This window comes from Ekhidna sp. (assembly GCF_965212185.1).
Lineage (GTDB): Bacteria > Bacteroidota > Bacteroidia > Cytophagales > Cyclobacteriaceae > Ekhidna.
This window is the reverse complement of the sequence record NZ_OZ243102.1, coordinates 3,577,235-3,594,184: the sequence shown is the minus strand read 5'-3', so window position 1 is coordinate 3,594,184 and position 16,950 is coordinate 3,577,235. Positions and strand designations below refer to the sequence as shown.

Sequence of the window (16,950 nt, the reverse complement as noted above, 5' to 3'; positions counted from 1 at the left end):
GATTTAGCCGTATATTTTAGCTGGTAAATTCTGGCTCTTCTTGATATTTAGAAGGGCATTTGAGTAATATTTTTTCTGCAACAAACTTATCACCCTTATAAGCTCCTACAATCACTACTTGTTCGGAGCGAGTAAAATCAGTTGGGATTGGTTCAGCATATAAAACCTGTTGTTTCAAACCATTCTCATCGATCATTTCAAATTTGAACGAAAGTTTGTCCGGGCTTTCTTCAATACCTACCACTTCTCCTGAAGCGGTTTTTGGTAATTCGCCAACAACATGAATACTCTTTTTAAACCCTTTTTCCGAGAGTTCTTTCGCTTCGTCAAATGAAACATAAGTACTTGCATCACCAGCCATCGAAATGATCATGGTAATGGCTACTGCAATAATGACTATTGCTGCTATGTATTTCTTCTTCATCACGCTAAGTCGCTAAGATCGCTAAGTTTTGATCTGATTTTCATTAAACTAGAATTGCAAATTTCGCTAAGAATTATCAAAGTCCGTTAACGATTCTTTGTATTCCGTTTTTGATTAGTGATTCATTAAAATTAATAAGTAAACCAAGCTTCAACTTCGTAAGTTTCAAGTAAGTCAAAACTTGTTTTTGATGAACAGGGAGGATATTCTCTACTGATTTTATTTCGATGAGGACTTTATTTTCTATAATCAAATCGGCTCGAAAACCCTGATCCATTTTAATTTCATTCCAAAATACCGGGATACCCTTTTGACGTTCAATGCTTAAACCTCGAGAAATGAGCTCATAATTAAGAACTTCTTCGTACACTGATTCAAATAATCCAGCTCCAAGTTTGGTGTGAATTTGATAAGACGCATCAACAATAATTCTTGAAAGCTCATTTTCAGACATAATCTTACGTTTCTCCGCGTCTTTGGGTGACCTTTAATTGTCTTTGCGCCTCTGCGTGAAATCCTTTTCTAAACGTTTTGAACGTTTGTCCAGTTTGAACAGTAAAAAGAAAAATCCAGCCAGTATGATTAAAATAACGGCAATAACCACATAGATTTTTCCTTCTCCTCGAAAATCATCTGCCATCTCAACCTGAGCGTGGGCAAATTGAGTTCCGATTAGCATCAATATTCCAAAAATATATTTAAGCATCTTCCAGTTTTTGTTTCGTTAGTGAAAGTCTGATAGCAATGGTTGTGAGCCAGTATCCAAGTAATGTCCAGCCAATGACTGCCAGGTAAAACACCTTTCTCAGGTTACTGTCCAAATCGTAGGCATTGAATCCCGGATTACCTCCGTTTCCCGGATGCAGGCTGTCAGACATTCTCGGTAAAATGAAAAGAAGTGGAATCATCAAAAAGAAAGCGAAAATGTTAAACACCGCAGAAATTCTGTTTCGCTGTTGTTCATCCTGAATTGAACCTCTTAATACAAAATAGGCAAGATAGATGAGTAGTGAAATGGCCGAAGCATTCTGTTTGGGATCGTTGCTCCATGGTTCACCCCAAGTGAAGTTAGCCCAGATCATACCAGTCAAAATCCCTAAGACTCCAAACGCAATACCCATGTTTGCTAGCTGAAAACTGTAGATATCATATTTGATCTCTCCGGTTCTTAGATGCTTGATAGCATGAATCACAGAACCCAAGAAAAGAAGGATCATTCCAAACCACATGGGCACATGGAAGTGAAGAGAGCGGATGGTTTCATTAAGTATTGGAAGCCTTGGTACTGTAAAAAGCAATCCACCGATTACGGTATAGGTTAAAAGCACTACACACAGCCATTTCCACCAATCATTTTTTAGTAAATAACCCATCACGATTTCCAGGTAAAAGGGAACAATACAAATGTGAGCGCAATGATAATCACATCGACGGAAAACAAGGTGATAATGTTGCCCTGAATCTGCGTAAATACGTAACTGTCAAGTATTTTGAAGCTATTACTAATGGAAAGAATTAGTACAGGTATGATTACCGGAAACCCAAGTACAGCCATCATAATCGATCGATTGCTTGTGCGAAATGCAATTGAGGAAACCATCGTAAAAGCAGAACTTAAACCAACGCATCCCAGAACTAGATTCAGTATGAAGAGTGGATAGTTGATGATTGGGTTTCCCATTAAAACGACATAGATGAGTAGCGAAATAAATGAAATACTTAATAGATACAAGAATGAGTAAATCAACTTAGCCAGAATTACTTCAGATGGCCTGCATAAAAAGAAGTAGTAGTGGGTTCGTCTTTCCTCTTGAATAAAGCTCTTGGAAATGGCATTGATGCTAGTGAACAATAAAATAATCCAAAAGAGGGCATTCCAGACTTCTACAGAAACAAACCCTTTAAATGCCATATAGGTGGCAAAAATGGTTGACGCCAAATAAAGAAGAATTCCTGAAATAGGGTTTTGCTGTCTCCAGTCAACGATAAAATCTTTATTTATAAGGGAAATAATACGCTGCACATCGCAAAGATAGATTCAAACGACTGATCAATCTTGCATATACTTTGTATTCCCTTTAGCATTGCATAAAATTTTGATCAATTAAGAGATTCTATGCCTATTTTAGTTACTGGTGCTGCAGGATTTATTGGGTTTCATTTATCTAAAAAATTGTTAGAGGATGGTTTAGATGTGGTTGGACTTGACTCAATGAACAATTATTATGATGTTAGCCTTAAAAATTCAAGATTGGAAATCTTGGAAGGATATAAATCATTTTCTTTTTATAAACAGACATTGGAAGATTATGAAAATCTTTCAAAGCTCTTTAAGAAATATAAATTTAAACGGGTAATTAACTTAGCTGCTCAAGCTGGAGTAAGGTATTCAATCACAAATCCTAATGCGTATTTGAATGCTAATCTTCATGGGTTTTTGAATGTTCTAGAAGTATGTCGACATTTCAAAGTTGAACACCTTATATATGCTTCATCAAGTTCGGTTTATGGAGCGAATACTTCAATGCCATTTAAAGTGAATCACAATGTCGATCACCCTATTTCGCTATATGCTGCTACTAAAAAATCAAATGAGCTTTTAGCGCATTCATACGCTTCTAATTTCGGTCTGCCAGTAACTGGGTTACGGTTTTTCACTGTTTATGGACCATGGGGTCGTCCTGATATGGCATTATTTCTTTTTACAAAAGCAATCTTGGAGAATAAGTCAATTGATGTGTTTAATTACGGAAAAATGAAACGTGATTTTACTTATGTTGATGATATCGTGGAAGGCGTCTATAGATTAATAAACCATATTCCGACTGGGAAAAAAGATTGGGATTCAGCACATCCTGATCCAGGTAGTAGTTTTGCGCCATATTCTATCTATAATATCGGAAACAATAACCCAATAGAGTTAATGACCTTTATTGAAGCCATAGAAAATGAGATTGGTAGAAAAGCAATCAAGAATTATTTACCAATTCAAGTTGGAGATGTTCCTGAAACATTTGCTGACGTGAGTAGCTTAGAAAATGCGGTTGGTTATAAGCCTCAAACATCTGTTCAAGTAGGAGTTCGAAAATTCATCAACTGGTATAGAGATTATTATAAAGTATGAAAATGCATAAAAATGTTTTAATTACTGGAGGAGCAGGGTTTATTGGATCACACGTGGTGAGAAGGTTTATTAAATCTGGTAATTATCAGATTGTAAATCTGGATAAACTCACCTATGCAGGAAATCTTGAAAATCTAAGAGACATTGAGAATGATCCTAATTATGAATTTATAAAAGGAGATATCTGTGATTTTGACTTCATAAACGAACTCTTCAAGAAGCACGATTTTCATGGAGTCATTCATCTTGCGGCAGAATCACATGTAGATCGTTCAATCACAAACCCCATGGAGTTCATCCAGACCAATGTGGTAGGAACGGTAAGTCTCTTAAATGCGGTTAAAGAAGCATGGAAGGGAAAGGAAAACAGAAGATTTTATCATGTGTCAACTGATGAGGTATACGGATCACTAGGAGAGGAAGGGCTATTTAAGGAAATTACTCCGTATGATCCTAAATCTCCTTATTCAGCATCCAAGGCATCATCTGATCATTTCGTTCGAGCTTATGGAAATACTTACGATCTTCCTTATGTAATCTCTAATTGCTCGAATAATTATGGCCCCAATCACTTTCCAGAAAAGTTGATTCCACTCATGATCCACAATATCAGGAATAAGAAGCCGCTTCCGGTTTACGGCAAAGGAGAAAACGTTCGTGATTGGCTGTATGTGGAGGATCATGCCCGAGCCATCGAGCTTATCTTTGAGAAAGGGAAAAATGGAGAAACCTATAATATTGGTGGGTTTAATGAATGGAAAAATATAGATCTGGTTCATCTCCTTTGTGATATTATGGATCGTAAGCTTGGAAATGAGCAAGGTTCTTCAAGAGAACTCATAACCTTTGTAAAAGATCGTGCAGGACATGACCTAAGGTATGCCATTGATGCGTCTAAATTGAATGAGGAATTAGGCTGGGAGCCTTCGTTGCAATTCAAGGAAGGACTAGAAAAAACAGTCGATTGGTTTTTTAATAATGAGCAGTGGTTGAATGATGTAACATCCGGAGATTATATGAAGTATTACGATGAGCATTACACAAATCGATAAATTATGAAGGGGATAATTTTAGCTGGAGGTTCTGGTACTCGTTTACATCCTTTGACCTATGCTGTTAGCAAACAGATTCTGCCTGTTTTTGACAAACCCATGATTTACTATCCCTTATCAACACTTATGTTATCAGGGATTAATGAGATATTGATTATCAGTACACCACGGGATCTCCCAATTTTTAGAGATCTTCTAGGAGATGGCTCTTCTTTAGGTTGTTCGTTTTCTTATGCTGTTCAGGAAGAACCAAAGGGATTGGCCGAAGCGTTTATTATCGGTGCTGATTTTATTGGAAATGACAGTGTAGCTCTTATTTTAGGGGATAATATTTTTTATGCATCAGGACTTTCCAAAAAACTGCAAGCGTGCATCGACCCTGATGGAGGCGTTGTTTTTGCCTATCATGTCCATGATCCAGAGCGTTACGGTGTGGTTGAATTTAATAATGAGAAAAAAGCAATTTCGATCGAAGAGAAACCACAAAAACCAAAATCAAATTTTGCAGTTCCCGGTCTGTATTATTACGATAATGATGTGGTTGATATTGCAAAGAATGTAAAACCTAGTTCAAGAGGAGAGCTGGAAATTACCGATATCAATAACTATTACTTGAAAGAAGGAAAATTAAATGTTCAGGTATTTGATAGAGGTACAGCTTGGCTAGATACCGGTACATTTGCGTCCTTAATGCAGGCTGGAAATTTTGTTCAGGTGATTGAAGAAAGACAAGGCTTAAAAGTTGGTTGCATTGAAGAAGTTGCTTTTAAAATGAATTTCATTTCAAAAGAACAATTGGAGAAGCTTGCTAAACCATTGGAAAAAAGCGGATATGGAACTTATCTGCTAAATGTATTATCAAAATGAAAGCTGAAGAAACAAATCTAAATGATTGCTGGATCCTGGAGCCCGATGTTTTTGAGGACGATCGAGGGTATTTTTATGAAGGATTTAATCGTAAAAAATTCAAAGATGCAACGGGATTTGATTTCGATGTTAAACAAATCAATCAATCCAGATCATCCAAAGGGGTTTTAAGAGGACTTCACTTTCAAACAGGTGAAAAAGCACAAGCAAAGCTTGTTTCATGCATTGAGGGAGAAGTTTTGGATGTAGCTGTTGACTTACGAAAAGACTCTGCAACTTTCAGTATGTATGCTATTGTGAGGCTATCGGCTCATAACAAGAAACATTTTTACATGCCCAAAGGAATGGCCCATGGATTTCTTGTACTTACAGATCATGCAAAGCTAATGTATCAGGTAGATGAGCTTTATTCTAAAGAGCATGACTCGGGAATCATTTTTAATGATCCCGACCTAAACATTAGTTGGGGTGTGGCTGAAGAAGACATCATTCTTTCTGAGAAAGATCAGAAGTTACAATTATTAAAAGAGGCTAATCTAGATTTTTAAATGACAAAGAAAAAAGTATTAATAACTGGGGGAGCCGGATTTCTAGGTTCTCATTTGTGTGATAGGTTTATCAAAGAAGGCTACTACGTCATCGCTATGGACAACCTATTGACTGGTGATATTGAAAACATTTCTCACCTTATGGGTCACCCTGATTTTGAATTCCAACACCATGATGTATCAAAATACGTGCACGTGTCAGGAGACTTAGAATACATTCTTCATTTTGCGTCCCCGGCAAGTCCAATTGATTATCTCAAAATGCCTATTCAAACAATGAAGGTGGGATCATTAGGAACTTTAAATTGTTTAGGACTCGCTAAAGACAAAGGGGCTAGAATGCTAATAGCATCTACATCAGAGGTATATGGAGATCCGTTGGTGCACCCTCAGAAGGAAGATTATTGGGGGAATGTAAATCCAGTTGGACCTAGAGGAGTATACGATGAAGCCAAAAGATTCCAAGAGGCACTAACTATGGCTTATCACACGTTTCATGGATTAGAAACAAGAATCGTAAGAATCTTTAATACGTTTGGTCCGAGAATGAGACTAAATGATGGAAGGGTTTTACCGACCTTTATCTCACAAGCATTAAAAAATCAGGATTTGACAGCCTTTGGAGATGGTTCACAAACCCGATCATTTACGTATGTAGATGATTTAGTGGAAGGCATCTATCGATTGCTGAAGAGTGATTATGCTCAACCAGTGAATATTGGGAACACGGAGGAAATCACTGTTAAAGAATTTGGTGAGGAAATCATTAAGTTAACGCGTAGCAAGTCAAAGATTATTTATAAAGACTTACCTAAAGATGATCCAAAACAAAGAAAACCGGACATATCTCTGGCTAAAAAGATTTTAGATTGGGAGCCTAAGTATTCTCGAGCAGACGGTCTAAAGCCAACACTAGAGTATTTTCAGAAGAAAGTATTGACTTAGTAAGGGTGTTAAAATGCAACATTGGCTATTGTCTTTTCAAGCCCTAATTAATCTAATTGAAATATTCCTTTCTTGGAAGGGGTAGGGGTGTGTCTATTATTCTATTTTTGCGGCTTATTAAGGGGGTTGAGGCGAGATATATAAACATCCTGCTTGAAAATAAATCCATATGAATTATAAAGTAGGCATCATCGGTCTTGGTTATGTAGGGCTCCCTCTTGCCGTGGAGAGTGGAAAGCTGTATCCAACTATTGGTTTTGATATCAATAAAAAACGAATTGACGAACTCGAGTCTGGAATTGACCGAACATTAGAAATAACAAAAAATGAATTAGAGCTTTCTGAAAATCTGAAATTCTCATCAGTTGCTCAGGATTTACAAAGCTGCAACTTTTTCATAGTTACTGTTCCCACACCAATCGATGAGAATAAGAACCCTGATCTTGAGCCTTTAAAAAATGCCTCAAAACTAATTGCACCACTATTGTCTGGTGGTGACATTGTCGTTTATGAGTCGACAGTATTTCCGGGATGTACTGAAGAAGTCTGTGTACCCATTTTGGAACAAGAGAGCGGGCTAAAGTATAATAAGGAGTTTTATTGTGGTTATTCTCCGGAACGTATCAATCCTGGTGACAAAAAACATAGAATTACTAACATCCTCAAAGTAACTAGTGGAAGTAATTCAAAGGTAGCAGATAAGATCGATAAATTTTACAAATCATTCATAACAGCAGGTACCCATAAAACATCTTCTATTAAGGTGGCGGAGGCAGCTAAAGTCATCGAGAATTCGCAGCGAGATATCAATATTGCCTTTGTTAACGAGTTGGCATTAATTTTTGATCGATTGGGGGTTGATACAAACGAAGTGTTGGAAGCAGCCGGCACGAAATGGAACTTTCTACCATTTAGGCCGGGCTTAGTGGGAGGCCATTGCATCAGTGTTGATCCTTTTTATTTAACGCAAAAAGCCGAGTCTGTTGGCTATCATCCACAGATTATACTTTCTGGAAGGAAAATCAATGATCAGATGGGTCAATATGTGGCTCAAAGAATCATTAAGATGTTGGGGCAAAAGAAAAGATTAAGTAATGATACTAAAGTATTAATCTTAGGCTTCACCTTTAAGGAAAATTGTCCAGATACTAGAAATACTAGAGTCATTGATATCCATAAAGAGTTAAACTCATATGGAATAAATATTGATGTTTATGATCCTCGAGCAGATGCAATTCAGGTCGTTGAAGAACATGGTATCCAACTAAAAGAGTCTGCTGCAGGTACTTACGACGCAGTTATTTTAGCTGTATCCCATACAGAGTTTCTTGAGATGAACTGGAAAGCAATAAGAAAAAAAACAACGATCATTTATGACGTAAAAAGTGTACTACCAAAAGAGTTAGTCGATGGAAGACTTTAGAGAAAACATAATACCTCATTCACACGCAATAGACCGTTCAGAAAGACAAGCACAGAAAAAGCATAAGTCTAAAGTTTTGTGGTTTACCGGGCTCTCTGGTTCTGGGAAATCAACTTTAGCGGGGCAGCTCGAATCGTATTTATACAATCAAGGATTTAGCACATATATTTTAGATGGTGATAATGTTAGGACAGGCCTGAATAGAGATTTAGACTTTTCAGATGAAAGCAGGAAAGAGAATATTCGAAGGATATCTGAAGTCTCTAAGCTGTTTGTTGACGCGGGTGTCATTGTCTTGACTGCCTTTATATCTCCATTTAAAAAAGATCGGGCAGCTGCAAAAGGAATCATTGGAGCAGAAGATTTTATTGAAATTCATGTTGATTGTCCTTTGGAAGTATGCGAGCAACGAGATGTAAAAGGGCTTTACAAAAAAGCTCGTGCAGGTGAGATCAAATCTTTCACAGGTATTGATTCACCATTTGAGGAACCAGATAATCCCGATATTAGGGTAAATACAGCCACTAACTCCATGGATTTATGCTTAAGAGAACTAATTCATAATATAGAAAATAAAATAAAGCTTTAGTCCCTAACCGAATCCCCTCCTTGGAGGGGCTAGGGGTGGGTTTTGTTTATGAAAAATTACAACTTAACGCACTTAAAAGAATTAGAGGCAGAATCTATTTTTATTCTACGTGAAGTAGTAGCGCAATTTCAAAACCCGGCTATTCTATTTTCAGGAGGTAAAGATTCAATTTGTGTCACTCATTTGGCACGGAAAGCATTTCATCCAGCCAAAATCCCATTTCCACTTGTACATATTGACACGGGGCATAATTTTCCTGAAACAATGGAATTTAGAGACAATCTTGTCAATGAATTAGGTGCTAAGTTAATTGTTGGATCTGTGCAAAAATCGATTGATGATGGAAGGGCTGCAGAGGAGAAAGGCAAGAATGCAAGCCGTAATGCTATTCAGACAGTGACGCTTTTAGACACCATCGAAGAATTCGGGTTTGATGCTTGTATTGGAGGTGCCAGAAGAGATGAAGAAAAAGCAAGAGCAAAAGAGCGTTTTTTCTCGCACAGAGATGAATTTGGTCAATGGGATCCTAAGAATCAGCGCCCTGAGCTATGGAATATATTTAATGGTAAACACCATTTCGGAGAACATTTTAGAGTATTCCCTCTCAGTAACTGGACAGAAATGGATGTTTGGCAATATATCCTTGCCGAAAAAATTGACATTCCTTCATTATACTTTGCCCATAACAGAGATGTTGTTTGGAGAAATAACGCCTGGTTACCTGTTTCTAACTTTATCCAAATTGATGATTCAGAAGAAGTTGTTAATAAGAAATTGAGGTTTAGAACACTCGGTGATATTACGATCACAGGAGGAGTCGAATCTGATGCTGATACGCTAGATAAAATTGTAGAGGAGGTTGCTGCAGCACGTCAAACTGAACGAGGAAATAGGGCTGATGACAAGCGCTCCGAAACTGCAATGGAAGATCGTAAGAAGGAAGGATATTTTTAATTGGCTGTTAGCATTAGCTATTAGCCGTTAGCTATGAGAGATTTTTCAAAATATGATATTTGGAAAGATGGGATAGAGATTTCTATTAAAATCTATTCCTTAACCAAGGATTTTCCCGGTGTGGAGAAGTTTGGGATGACCTCTCAGATTAGAAGGGCTTCAATATCTATTCCATCAAACTTTGCAGAAGGGTGTAGTAGATCTTCTGAGAAAGACTTCAAGCGTTTCATTGAGATTTCATTAGGATCATCTTTCGAAATTAAAACGCAATTAACAATTGCCGAAAGATTGAATTTTCTCAAAGAAAAAGAAGTAATGGATTTCTTATTGAGATTGGATAAGACCTCAAAACAATTGAACGCACTACGAAATAAGCTAAAATGAGGAAAAAATCAACAGCCAGGAGCAAACAGCAAACAGCAAATAGCCAACAGCCAACGGCTAATAGCTACTTAGATATGGAACTACTCCGCTTCACTACGGCCGGTAGCGTAGATGATGGAAAGAGCACATTAATTGGTAGACTTCTTTACGATTCAAAATCAATTTTTGAGGATCAGCTTGATCAAGTGAAGCAAACTAGCGAACGAAGAGGAGCAACAGAAGTGGATTTAGCATTGCTAACAGATGGGTTGAAAGACGAAAGAGAGCAAGGGATAACAATTGATGTTGCATACAGATATTTTGCAACACCGAAGAGAAAATTCATTATCGCGGATACGCCTGGTCATATTCAGTATACCAGGAATATGGTAACTGGTGCTTCGACAGCCAATGTTGCTTTAATACTAATTGACGCAAGAAATGGTGTGGTTGAACAAACTTGCCGTCATTCAATAATTGCTTCACTTCTTCAAATCCCACATGTGATTGTATGTATTAACAAAATGGACTTAGTTGATTATAGTGAGGATCAATTCAATAAGATTAAGAACGATTTTGAATATTTCGCTTCAAAACTGGATGTGCAGGATGTTCAATTTATTCCAATAAGTGCATTAAAAGGAGATAATGTTGTCAACAGGAGTAAAAATATGAATTGGTATGGAGGATCAACACTTCTCTATACATTAGAAAATATTCATATTGGAAGCGATCATAATCATATCGATTGTCGGTTTCCTGTGCAGACAGTGATTCGACCTCAAACGGATGAGTATCATGACTATCGAGGGTATGCTGGAAGGATTGCGGGAGGGGTTTTTAAACCGGGAGATGAAATAATAGTTTTACCTTCAGGATTTACTTCTCGGATTAAATCGATTGATACATTTGATGGGTCTGTTGAAGAGGCTTTTGCACCCATGTCTGTGACACTGACTTTGTATGATGATATTGACATTAGTCGTGGTGATATGATAGTCAGGACAAACAATCAGCCCGAACCAAAACAGGACATTGATGTGATGTTATGTTGGCTAAACACAAAAGGACCACAGCCTCGAACAAAATATACCGTTCGTCACACCACAGCAGATGCTAAGGCGATGATAAAAGAGATTAGATATAAGATGGATATCAATACCCTTCATCGGAATGAAGAAGATAAAAACATCACGGCGAATGATATCTGCCGTGCGCAATTAAGAATTACTCGACCTTTGCTTGTTGATTCTTATCGGAAAAATCGAAATACAGGAAGTATTATTCTTGTGGATGAGGGAACGAATGAAACCGTGGCAGCAGGCATGATAATATGATTGATTTAGAAAACTTATTAGAAACAGCAAAAAAAGCGTCGCTTGCTGCGGGGACTGAAATACTTAAAATTTACGAGTCAGGTGATTTTTCAATAGAATCAAAATCCGACGATTCTCCACTAACCCGTGCAGATAAAGCCGCACACAAGAAAATTGTTTCATTTCTGGAAAGTACCGATATTCCAATACTTAGTGAAGAAGGTAGAAACATTCCTTACGAGGAAAGATCCAATTGGGAATACTTTTGGATGGTAGATCCACTAGATGGGACTAAAGAGTTTATTAAAAGAAATGGCGAATTCACTGTCAATATCGCCTTGATTAATAAAGGAATACCAATAATGGGAGTGGTTTACCCACCAGTTCTTGGTGAGCTTTATTGGGGACTTAAAGACAAAGGAGCTTTTAAAGAAGTTCATGATAGCATTGAAGAACTTAATGTTTCCAATCGTCGACTCAACGAGGTAGGACTTAAAGTAGTAGCCTCAAGGTCGCATATGTCTGATCAAACCCAGGAGTTTGTTAACTCTTTAAAAGAACCAGTTGTAGTTTCAAGGGGTAGTTCGTTGAAATTTTTATTGATCGCATCAGGTGAAGCGGATGTTTATCCACGCTTTGGCCCTACAATGGAATGGGATACCGCTGCAGCACATGCAATAGTGTCTGAAGCTGGTGGTAGTGTAGTTCAGGATGATGAGGCTACCCCGCTTCAATACAACAAGGTCAACCTGTTAAATCCAAAATTTATCGTTTTGCCATATTAAGAATTCCCCTCCTTGGAGGGGTAGGGGTGGGTTATGTGGTTGTACAAAATAAGCTCCTTTTAACACTTCCTAGAATTTCATACTTGAAGTTATTTATTCGCAATTCAATTCATTAAAAATAAATCTCACCACATGTAGGAATCAAGCAGCTGTCATATTTTTTTATCATCTTCTATTCTTCATCTTTAGAGAGGACCGTTTATGGCGGTCGGAGCTTTTCAAAAAATGCAACTATTCCCTTTCTTGGAGCGGTCCGACGTATCGAGGTGTAGGGGTAGGTCTTTTTAAAAAGTACTTTTTTGAAAAGCTAAAATCATGTAGAAATACCTTATTCTATAAACCTGAGTTCGACGTAATAAATTCAAATAATATTCAAAATGATTCCAAATAGTCTCCTCTGGGAGCGGTCAGACGTTTCTGAGGAAGAGCTGACGTGTAATGGTGGGTTAGTTATAAACTTTGTCATTTTCGAATAAAATTTGACAAAAAGAAAACGATTTTTCTAAAACCCACCAACTACCCCTCCAATGGAGGGGATTTAAAGCATTTCCTTTTTACTCTTACATCGAACTCAGGCAATAAGTAACTTTTGCATAGTTATTGAATCAGAATTTGCACCAGGATCAGATTTATCCCAGAATAAAGACAACATATTAAATCCATCCTTTATAGTTTTGCCGTTTCATTAGAAAAGCCACTATGCAAACCTTTATTAAAAGGATATTTTTGTTATTAGCAATAGTCGTTGCATCCATAAGTAATGCTCAGGACATCAATGACTTAAGCTCTGTGAATGTCGATGATCTGTCAGACAAACAAGTACAAGCATTTGTTGACCGGGCGGAGAGCTCAGGGATGACCATGCAGCAACTGGAGTTGCTAGCTCAACAAAGAGGGATGTCCTCGATGCAGGTTTCCAAATTAAGAAGCCGAATCGCAAAACTGCAGTCAGGTGAAAATCAAAGTTCTGGACTTACAGGTAGCGACTCACGCTTACGAGATGATTACGCAAATCAGGAAAAGGTTAGTTTTTTCGATGACTTAATTGAAACTGATTCGCTTAAAAAGACAGGGCTGCAAATTTTTGGATCAGAAATTTTCGAATCTTCATTCACATTTGAACCCTCACCTAATGCTGCTACACCTAAGAATTATGTATTAGGTCCTGGAGACGAAGTGATTATTGATGTTTATGGTGCATCAGAAATCACCTATCAGCAAGTGATCTCTCCTGATGGAAATATATTAATAAGTGGAGTTGGGCCAATTAGTCTTTCAGGTCTTACGGTTGATGAAGCAAAGAATAGAACCTTTAATAGATTATCAACAATTTATTCAGGCCTTAAAGGTAGAAATCCGAATACCTTTCTACAATTCACTGTAGGAAGTATTCGTACCATTAAAGTGAATGTGGTTGGCAATGTTAAGCGCCCAGGAACTTATTCACTATCATCATTTTCATCAGCTTTTAACGCCCTCTATGCAGCAGGTGGTCCGAATGATAATGGTTCCATGCGTAACATTGAGGTGATTAGAGACAATGAAAAGATTGCCACGTTAGATATTTATCAGTATTTCTATTTTGGACAGTCTGATGGTAATCCCCAGTTAAGAGATGAAGATATTTTGGTTGTTAGACCGTATCAAAATAGGATCAAGTTTGCGGGTAGTGTAAAGCAACCTGCAATATATGAGTTCATGGACGGAGAGTCTGTCGATGATCTTTTAAAGGTTTCCGGTGGATTTATACCAGAAGGGAAGAAAGATTATCTAAATATCTTCAGATCGGGTAATGGAAGAAAAACTGTAAAAACAGTATCGAATGATCAGTATGACAAGTCACTCCTTTCGGCTGGAGATTCGATATATGTGACACCAATTCCGTCATACTATTCAGGAAGGATTAAAGTGGAGGGAGCAGTTCATTATCCGGGCTATTATGAGCTAACCGAAAATCTTACGTTGAGTGAAATCCTTAAAGTGGTTGAAATAAGCAGGAATGCCTTTAAAGAACGGGGAAATATTATTAGGCTAAATAATGATCTTTCTTTCTCTAATGTAACATTCAATGTAAGTAACGTGCTTGAAGGGAAAGAAGATTATGAACTTAAAGAAGATGACTTAATACGAGTCGCATCAATCTTTGATGTAGAAGAACGAAAGAATGTCACCATTTTAGGTGAAGTAAAAAATGGTGGCAAATATCCTTTTGTCGATGGGATGACAGTTGAGGATCTGGTTACTATCTCGGGAGGATTATTATCTTCAGCTAACACTTCTTCCGTTGAGGTAGCTCGAAGAGTTTCTAAAGATTCGAAAGAGTTCAGAACAGCTTTTCTATATAATTTACCAATTTCAAGCAGTTTGTTAACGGATTCAACAGCTTCAAATTTTATTTTAGAACCTTTTGATGTGGTTACAATCAAAGCGACTGCTCTATTCAGAACACAAAGAACAGTTAAAATTGAAGGCGAAGTAATGCGACCAGGAATTTATGCTTTAGAAACTGAAGAAGACAAAATAACGGATTTAATCGATAGGGCTGGAGGTCTTACAACTTATGCATATCCAAAAGGCGCTTCATTGATAAGAGATCTATCAGTTGATGATGAAGTAACTACCGAAACAAGCATTGGTAATGCCTATAGAAGGCAGCAGCTGGAAGGATTAATTGAAAGGGATTCTCTTGATGAGATTGGTGAGCAATATGTAGATAGAGAAGGTGTTGGTATTGAATTAGAAAAAGCATTAAATGATCCCAATTCTAAATTCAATTTTATTCTTCAAGATGGTGATGTAGTAAGTGTTCCAAAGCAGTTACAGACTGTGCGTGTCAGGGGTGAGGTTTTATACCCAATCAGGGTGAAGTATGACAATACAACTAGTTTCAAAGACTATATTTCTCTATCAGGTGGATTTAGCGATAAGGCTAAAAAATCAAAATCTTATGTTGTTTATCCAAATGGACGGGCAAAAAGAACAAAAACTTTTTTGTGGGTCAAATTATATCCTAAAATAGAACCTGGGTCTGATATTTTCGTGCCTCAGCAAGAAGTAAAACAGCGAATGTCTGTTCAAGAGATACTTGGAATTACATCTTCTTTAGCAACTATTGCTTTAATTATTAATCAATTGACCAACTGATGGAAGAGAAGAAAAATATATCTAAGGAAGATGAAATTGATCTTATCGAACTGGTCAGATTAACTTGGTCAAAAAGGAAGCTTATCCTAAAAGTCACTGTTATTTTTTTGTTTTTGGGTATTTTGATTGCTTTAACATCAAAGGTAGAATATGAGGCCTCATGTAAAGTACTTCCTGAAAGTCAGAATGGAGGGCCTGAGTTGGGTGGGTTTGGGGGAATAGCTGGTTTAGCTGGATTTGATCTCTCTGGTATAAATGCTTCTGCTTCATTATCTCCGGAATTATATCCGGCAATAGTTAATAGCGCACCATTTGTTTTTAAACTGATGAATGAACCCATTTATTTTGAAAAACGCGATACTCTGATTTCTAGTTTTACTTATTTTAAAGAAATCGATTCCCCTTCTTTATTGGGGATTATTTCTCAATATACGGTAGGATTACCGGGTAAAGTCAAAAGTCTATTTAGTAATTCAAATGTAGAACAGTTAAAAAACTATAACTTATTGCGTTTTTCTAAGGAAGATTGGGGTATTATTCAAGGGTATAAAAAAAGGCTTTCTGTTTCCATGGATTCTAAGACTGGGATAATTGATATTTCTGCAGAAATGCCAGACCCTGTAGCTGCTGCTAAAATAGCTGATTTACTAGTTAAGGAATTGACCAATAGTGTGACTAATTATAAAATCGAAAAATCTCAAATTAATTTAGAATTTGTAGAAGAACGTTTTAATGAAGCAAAAGAAAAATATGAAGTTAAACAACTGCAGTTAGCAAAATTTGCCAATAAGAATAGAAACATTTCAAATTCATTAATTAAAATAGAAAATGAACGCTTACAAAACGAATTAAATATTGCTTTTGAGGTATATAAAGGGCTTGCTTCTCAGCTTGAACAAGCTGAAATCAAAGTTAAAGAAGAAACCCCTGTTTTCACGGTTTTAGAACCTGTTAGGGTTCCCGAAAGGAGTAAATCGAATAAATTATTTATAATCATGATATTCATACTCTCTGGGATGATCGTTGGTATCACTTACGTTTCATTAAGCAATCAATTTCACTTTATATGATTGTATTGATTTACTGGATATAAAGGCTTATTGGCCTCATACTCTAAATGAATGGATTTGATTTAATAACTTTTTGTGATTGATCTAAATAGTATTATTGAATATAGAAGAACCTATGATATCCACTTATGCTGTTATATGTTCTTACGAGTTTTATATTAGAGGTAATTTGTGTACTGATGTTTTTTTATGAATTATAATAAAGTGAGACAGTAACAGTAACAGTAACAGTATAGGAATATTAAAAACACTTGAGAAAATGTAAGCTCATGCATAATCTATTAATATTTGAAATATTCGCCTTATTAAACTATTGTTTAATGAAATTTTAAAATTAATATGTTTA

General features: G+C 36.8%; 18 protein-coding genes. 13 read left to right on the top strand and 5 right to left on the bottom strand.

What is annotated here, in order from left to right:
• Positions 1–16: 16 nt before the first annotated feature.
• The 5 genes from ACOMC3_RS15720 to ACOMC3_RS15700 form a co-directional block, all read right to left on the bottom strand.
• Positions 17–424 (bottom strand): cytochrome c maturation protein CcmE, encoded by a 408-nt coding sequence (locus tag ACOMC3_RS15720; RefSeq protein ID WP_420316837.1) that lies wholly within the window; start codon positions 422–424, stop codon positions 17–19.
• Between the two features lie 76 nt (positions 425–500).
• Complete coding sequence (locus ACOMC3_RS15715; RefSeq protein WP_420316836.1) at positions 501–878, bottom strand: GxxExxY protein; 378 nt, start codon at positions 876–878, stop codon at positions 501–503.
• A gap of 33 nt (positions 879–911) precedes the next feature.
• Positions 912–1,130, bottom strand: a complete 219-nt coding sequence (locus ACOMC3_RS15710; protein ID WP_420316835.1) for a CcmD family protein — start codon at positions 1,128–1,130, stop codon at positions 912–914.
• Complete coding sequence (ccsA, locus tag ACOMC3_RS15705; protein WP_420316834.1) at positions 1,123–1,797, bottom strand: cytochrome c biogenesis protein CcsA; 675 nt, start codon at positions 1,795–1,797, stop codon at positions 1,123–1,125. The genes ACOMC3_RS15710 and ccsA overlap by 8 nt, the downstream gene beginning before the upstream one ends.
• Positions 1,797–2,447, bottom strand: coding sequence for a heme exporter protein CcmB (locus ACOMC3_RS15700; protein WP_420316833.1), 651 nt, complete (start codon positions 2,445–2,447; stop codon positions 1,797–1,799). The genes ccsA and ACOMC3_RS15700 overlap by 1 nt, the downstream gene beginning before the upstream one ends.
• Before the next feature lie 93 nt (positions 2,448–2,540).
• Between ACOMC3_RS15700 and ACOMC3_RS15695 the strand changes: the two genes are divergently transcribed.
• The 13 genes from ACOMC3_RS15695 to ACOMC3_RS15635 all read left to right on the top strand — a co-directional run bounded on the left by ACOMC3_RS15695 (position 2,541) and on the right by ACOMC3_RS15635 (position 16,604).
• Entirely contained in the window at positions 2,541–3,548 is a 1,008-nt protein-coding gene (locus tag ACOMC3_RS15695) for an NAD-dependent epimerase (protein ID WP_420316832.1), read from the top strand.
• A 2-nt stretch (positions 3,549–3,550) separates the two neighbouring features.
• On the top strand, positions 3,551–4,600 hold the full coding sequence (gene rfbB / locus ACOMC3_RS15690; protein WP_420319323.1) for a dTDP-glucose 4,6-dehydratase: 1,050 nt from the start codon (positions 3,551–3,553) through the stop codon (positions 4,598–4,600).
• 3 nt (positions 4,601–4,603) lie between these two features.
• Positions 4,604–5,467, top strand: a complete 864-nt coding sequence (rfbA, locus tag ACOMC3_RS15685; protein ID WP_420316831.1) for a glucose-1-phosphate thymidylyltransferase RfbA — start codon at positions 4,604–4,606, stop codon at positions 5,465–5,467.
• The gene (gene rfbC / locus ACOMC3_RS15680) at positions 5,464–6,015 is read left to right on the top strand and encodes a dTDP-4-dehydrorhamnose 3,5-epimerase (RefSeq protein ID WP_420316830.1); all 552 of its coding nucleotides are present in this window, start codon (positions 5,464–5,466) and stop codon (positions 6,013–6,015) included. The genes rfbA and rfbC overlap by 4 nt, the downstream gene beginning before the upstream one ends.
• Positions 6,016–6,960: a UDP-glucuronic acid decarboxylase family protein gene (locus ACOMC3_RS15675; protein WP_420316829.1), complete on the top strand. Its 945-nt coding sequence runs from the start codon at positions 6,016–6,018 to the stop codon at positions 6,958–6,960.
• Between the two features lie 169 nt (positions 6,961–7,129).
• Positions 7,130–8,383: a nucleotide sugar dehydrogenase gene (locus tag ACOMC3_RS15670; RefSeq protein ID WP_420316828.1), complete on the top strand. Its 1,254-nt coding sequence runs from the start codon at positions 7,130–7,132 to the stop codon at positions 8,381–8,383.
• Positions 8,370–8,972, top strand: a complete 603-nt coding sequence (gene cysC / locus ACOMC3_RS15665; RefSeq protein ID WP_420316827.1) for an adenylyl-sulfate kinase — start codon at positions 8,370–8,372, stop codon at positions 8,970–8,972. The genes ACOMC3_RS15670 and cysC overlap by 14 nt, the downstream gene beginning before the upstream one ends.
• A 48-nt stretch (positions 8,973–9,020) precedes the next feature.
• Positions 9,021–9,926, top strand: a complete 906-nt coding sequence (gene cysD / locus ACOMC3_RS15660) for a sulfate adenylyltransferase subunit CysD (RefSeq protein ID WP_420316826.1) — start codon at positions 9,021–9,023, stop codon at positions 9,924–9,926.
• A gap of 33 nt (positions 9,927–9,959) precedes the next feature.
• The gene (locus tag ACOMC3_RS15655) at positions 9,960–10,310 is read left to right on the top strand and encodes a four helix bundle protein (protein WP_420316825.1); all 351 of its coding nucleotides are present in this window, start codon (positions 9,960–9,962) and stop codon (positions 10,308–10,310) included.
• Positions 10,307–11,626: a sulfate adenylyltransferase subunit CysN gene (cysN, locus tag ACOMC3_RS15650; RefSeq protein ID WP_420316824.1), complete on the top strand. Its 1,320-nt coding sequence runs from the start codon at positions 10,307–10,309 to the stop codon at positions 11,624–11,626. The genes ACOMC3_RS15655 and cysN overlap by 4 nt, the downstream gene beginning before the upstream one ends.
• Positions 11,623–12,390: a 3'(2'),5'-bisphosphate nucleotidase CysQ gene (cysQ, locus tag ACOMC3_RS15645; protein WP_420316823.1), complete on the top strand. Its 768-nt coding sequence runs from the start codon at positions 11,623–11,625 to the stop codon at positions 12,388–12,390. The genes cysN and cysQ overlap by 4 nt, the downstream gene beginning before the upstream one ends.
• A gap of 699 nt (positions 12,391–13,089) precedes the next feature.
• Positions 13,090–15,534, top strand: coding sequence for an SLBB domain-containing protein (locus tag ACOMC3_RS15640; RefSeq protein ID WP_420316822.1), 2,445 nt, complete (start codon positions 13,090–13,092; stop codon positions 15,532–15,534).
• Positions 15,534–16,604, top strand: coding sequence for a Wzz/FepE/Etk N-terminal domain-containing protein (locus ACOMC3_RS15635; protein WP_420316821.1), 1,071 nt, complete (start codon positions 15,534–15,536; stop codon positions 16,602–16,604). Before ACOMC3_RS15640 ends, ACOMC3_RS15635 begins: the two co-directional genes overlap by 1 nt.
• The last annotated feature ends 346 nt before the right edge of the window (positions 16,605–16,950 follow it).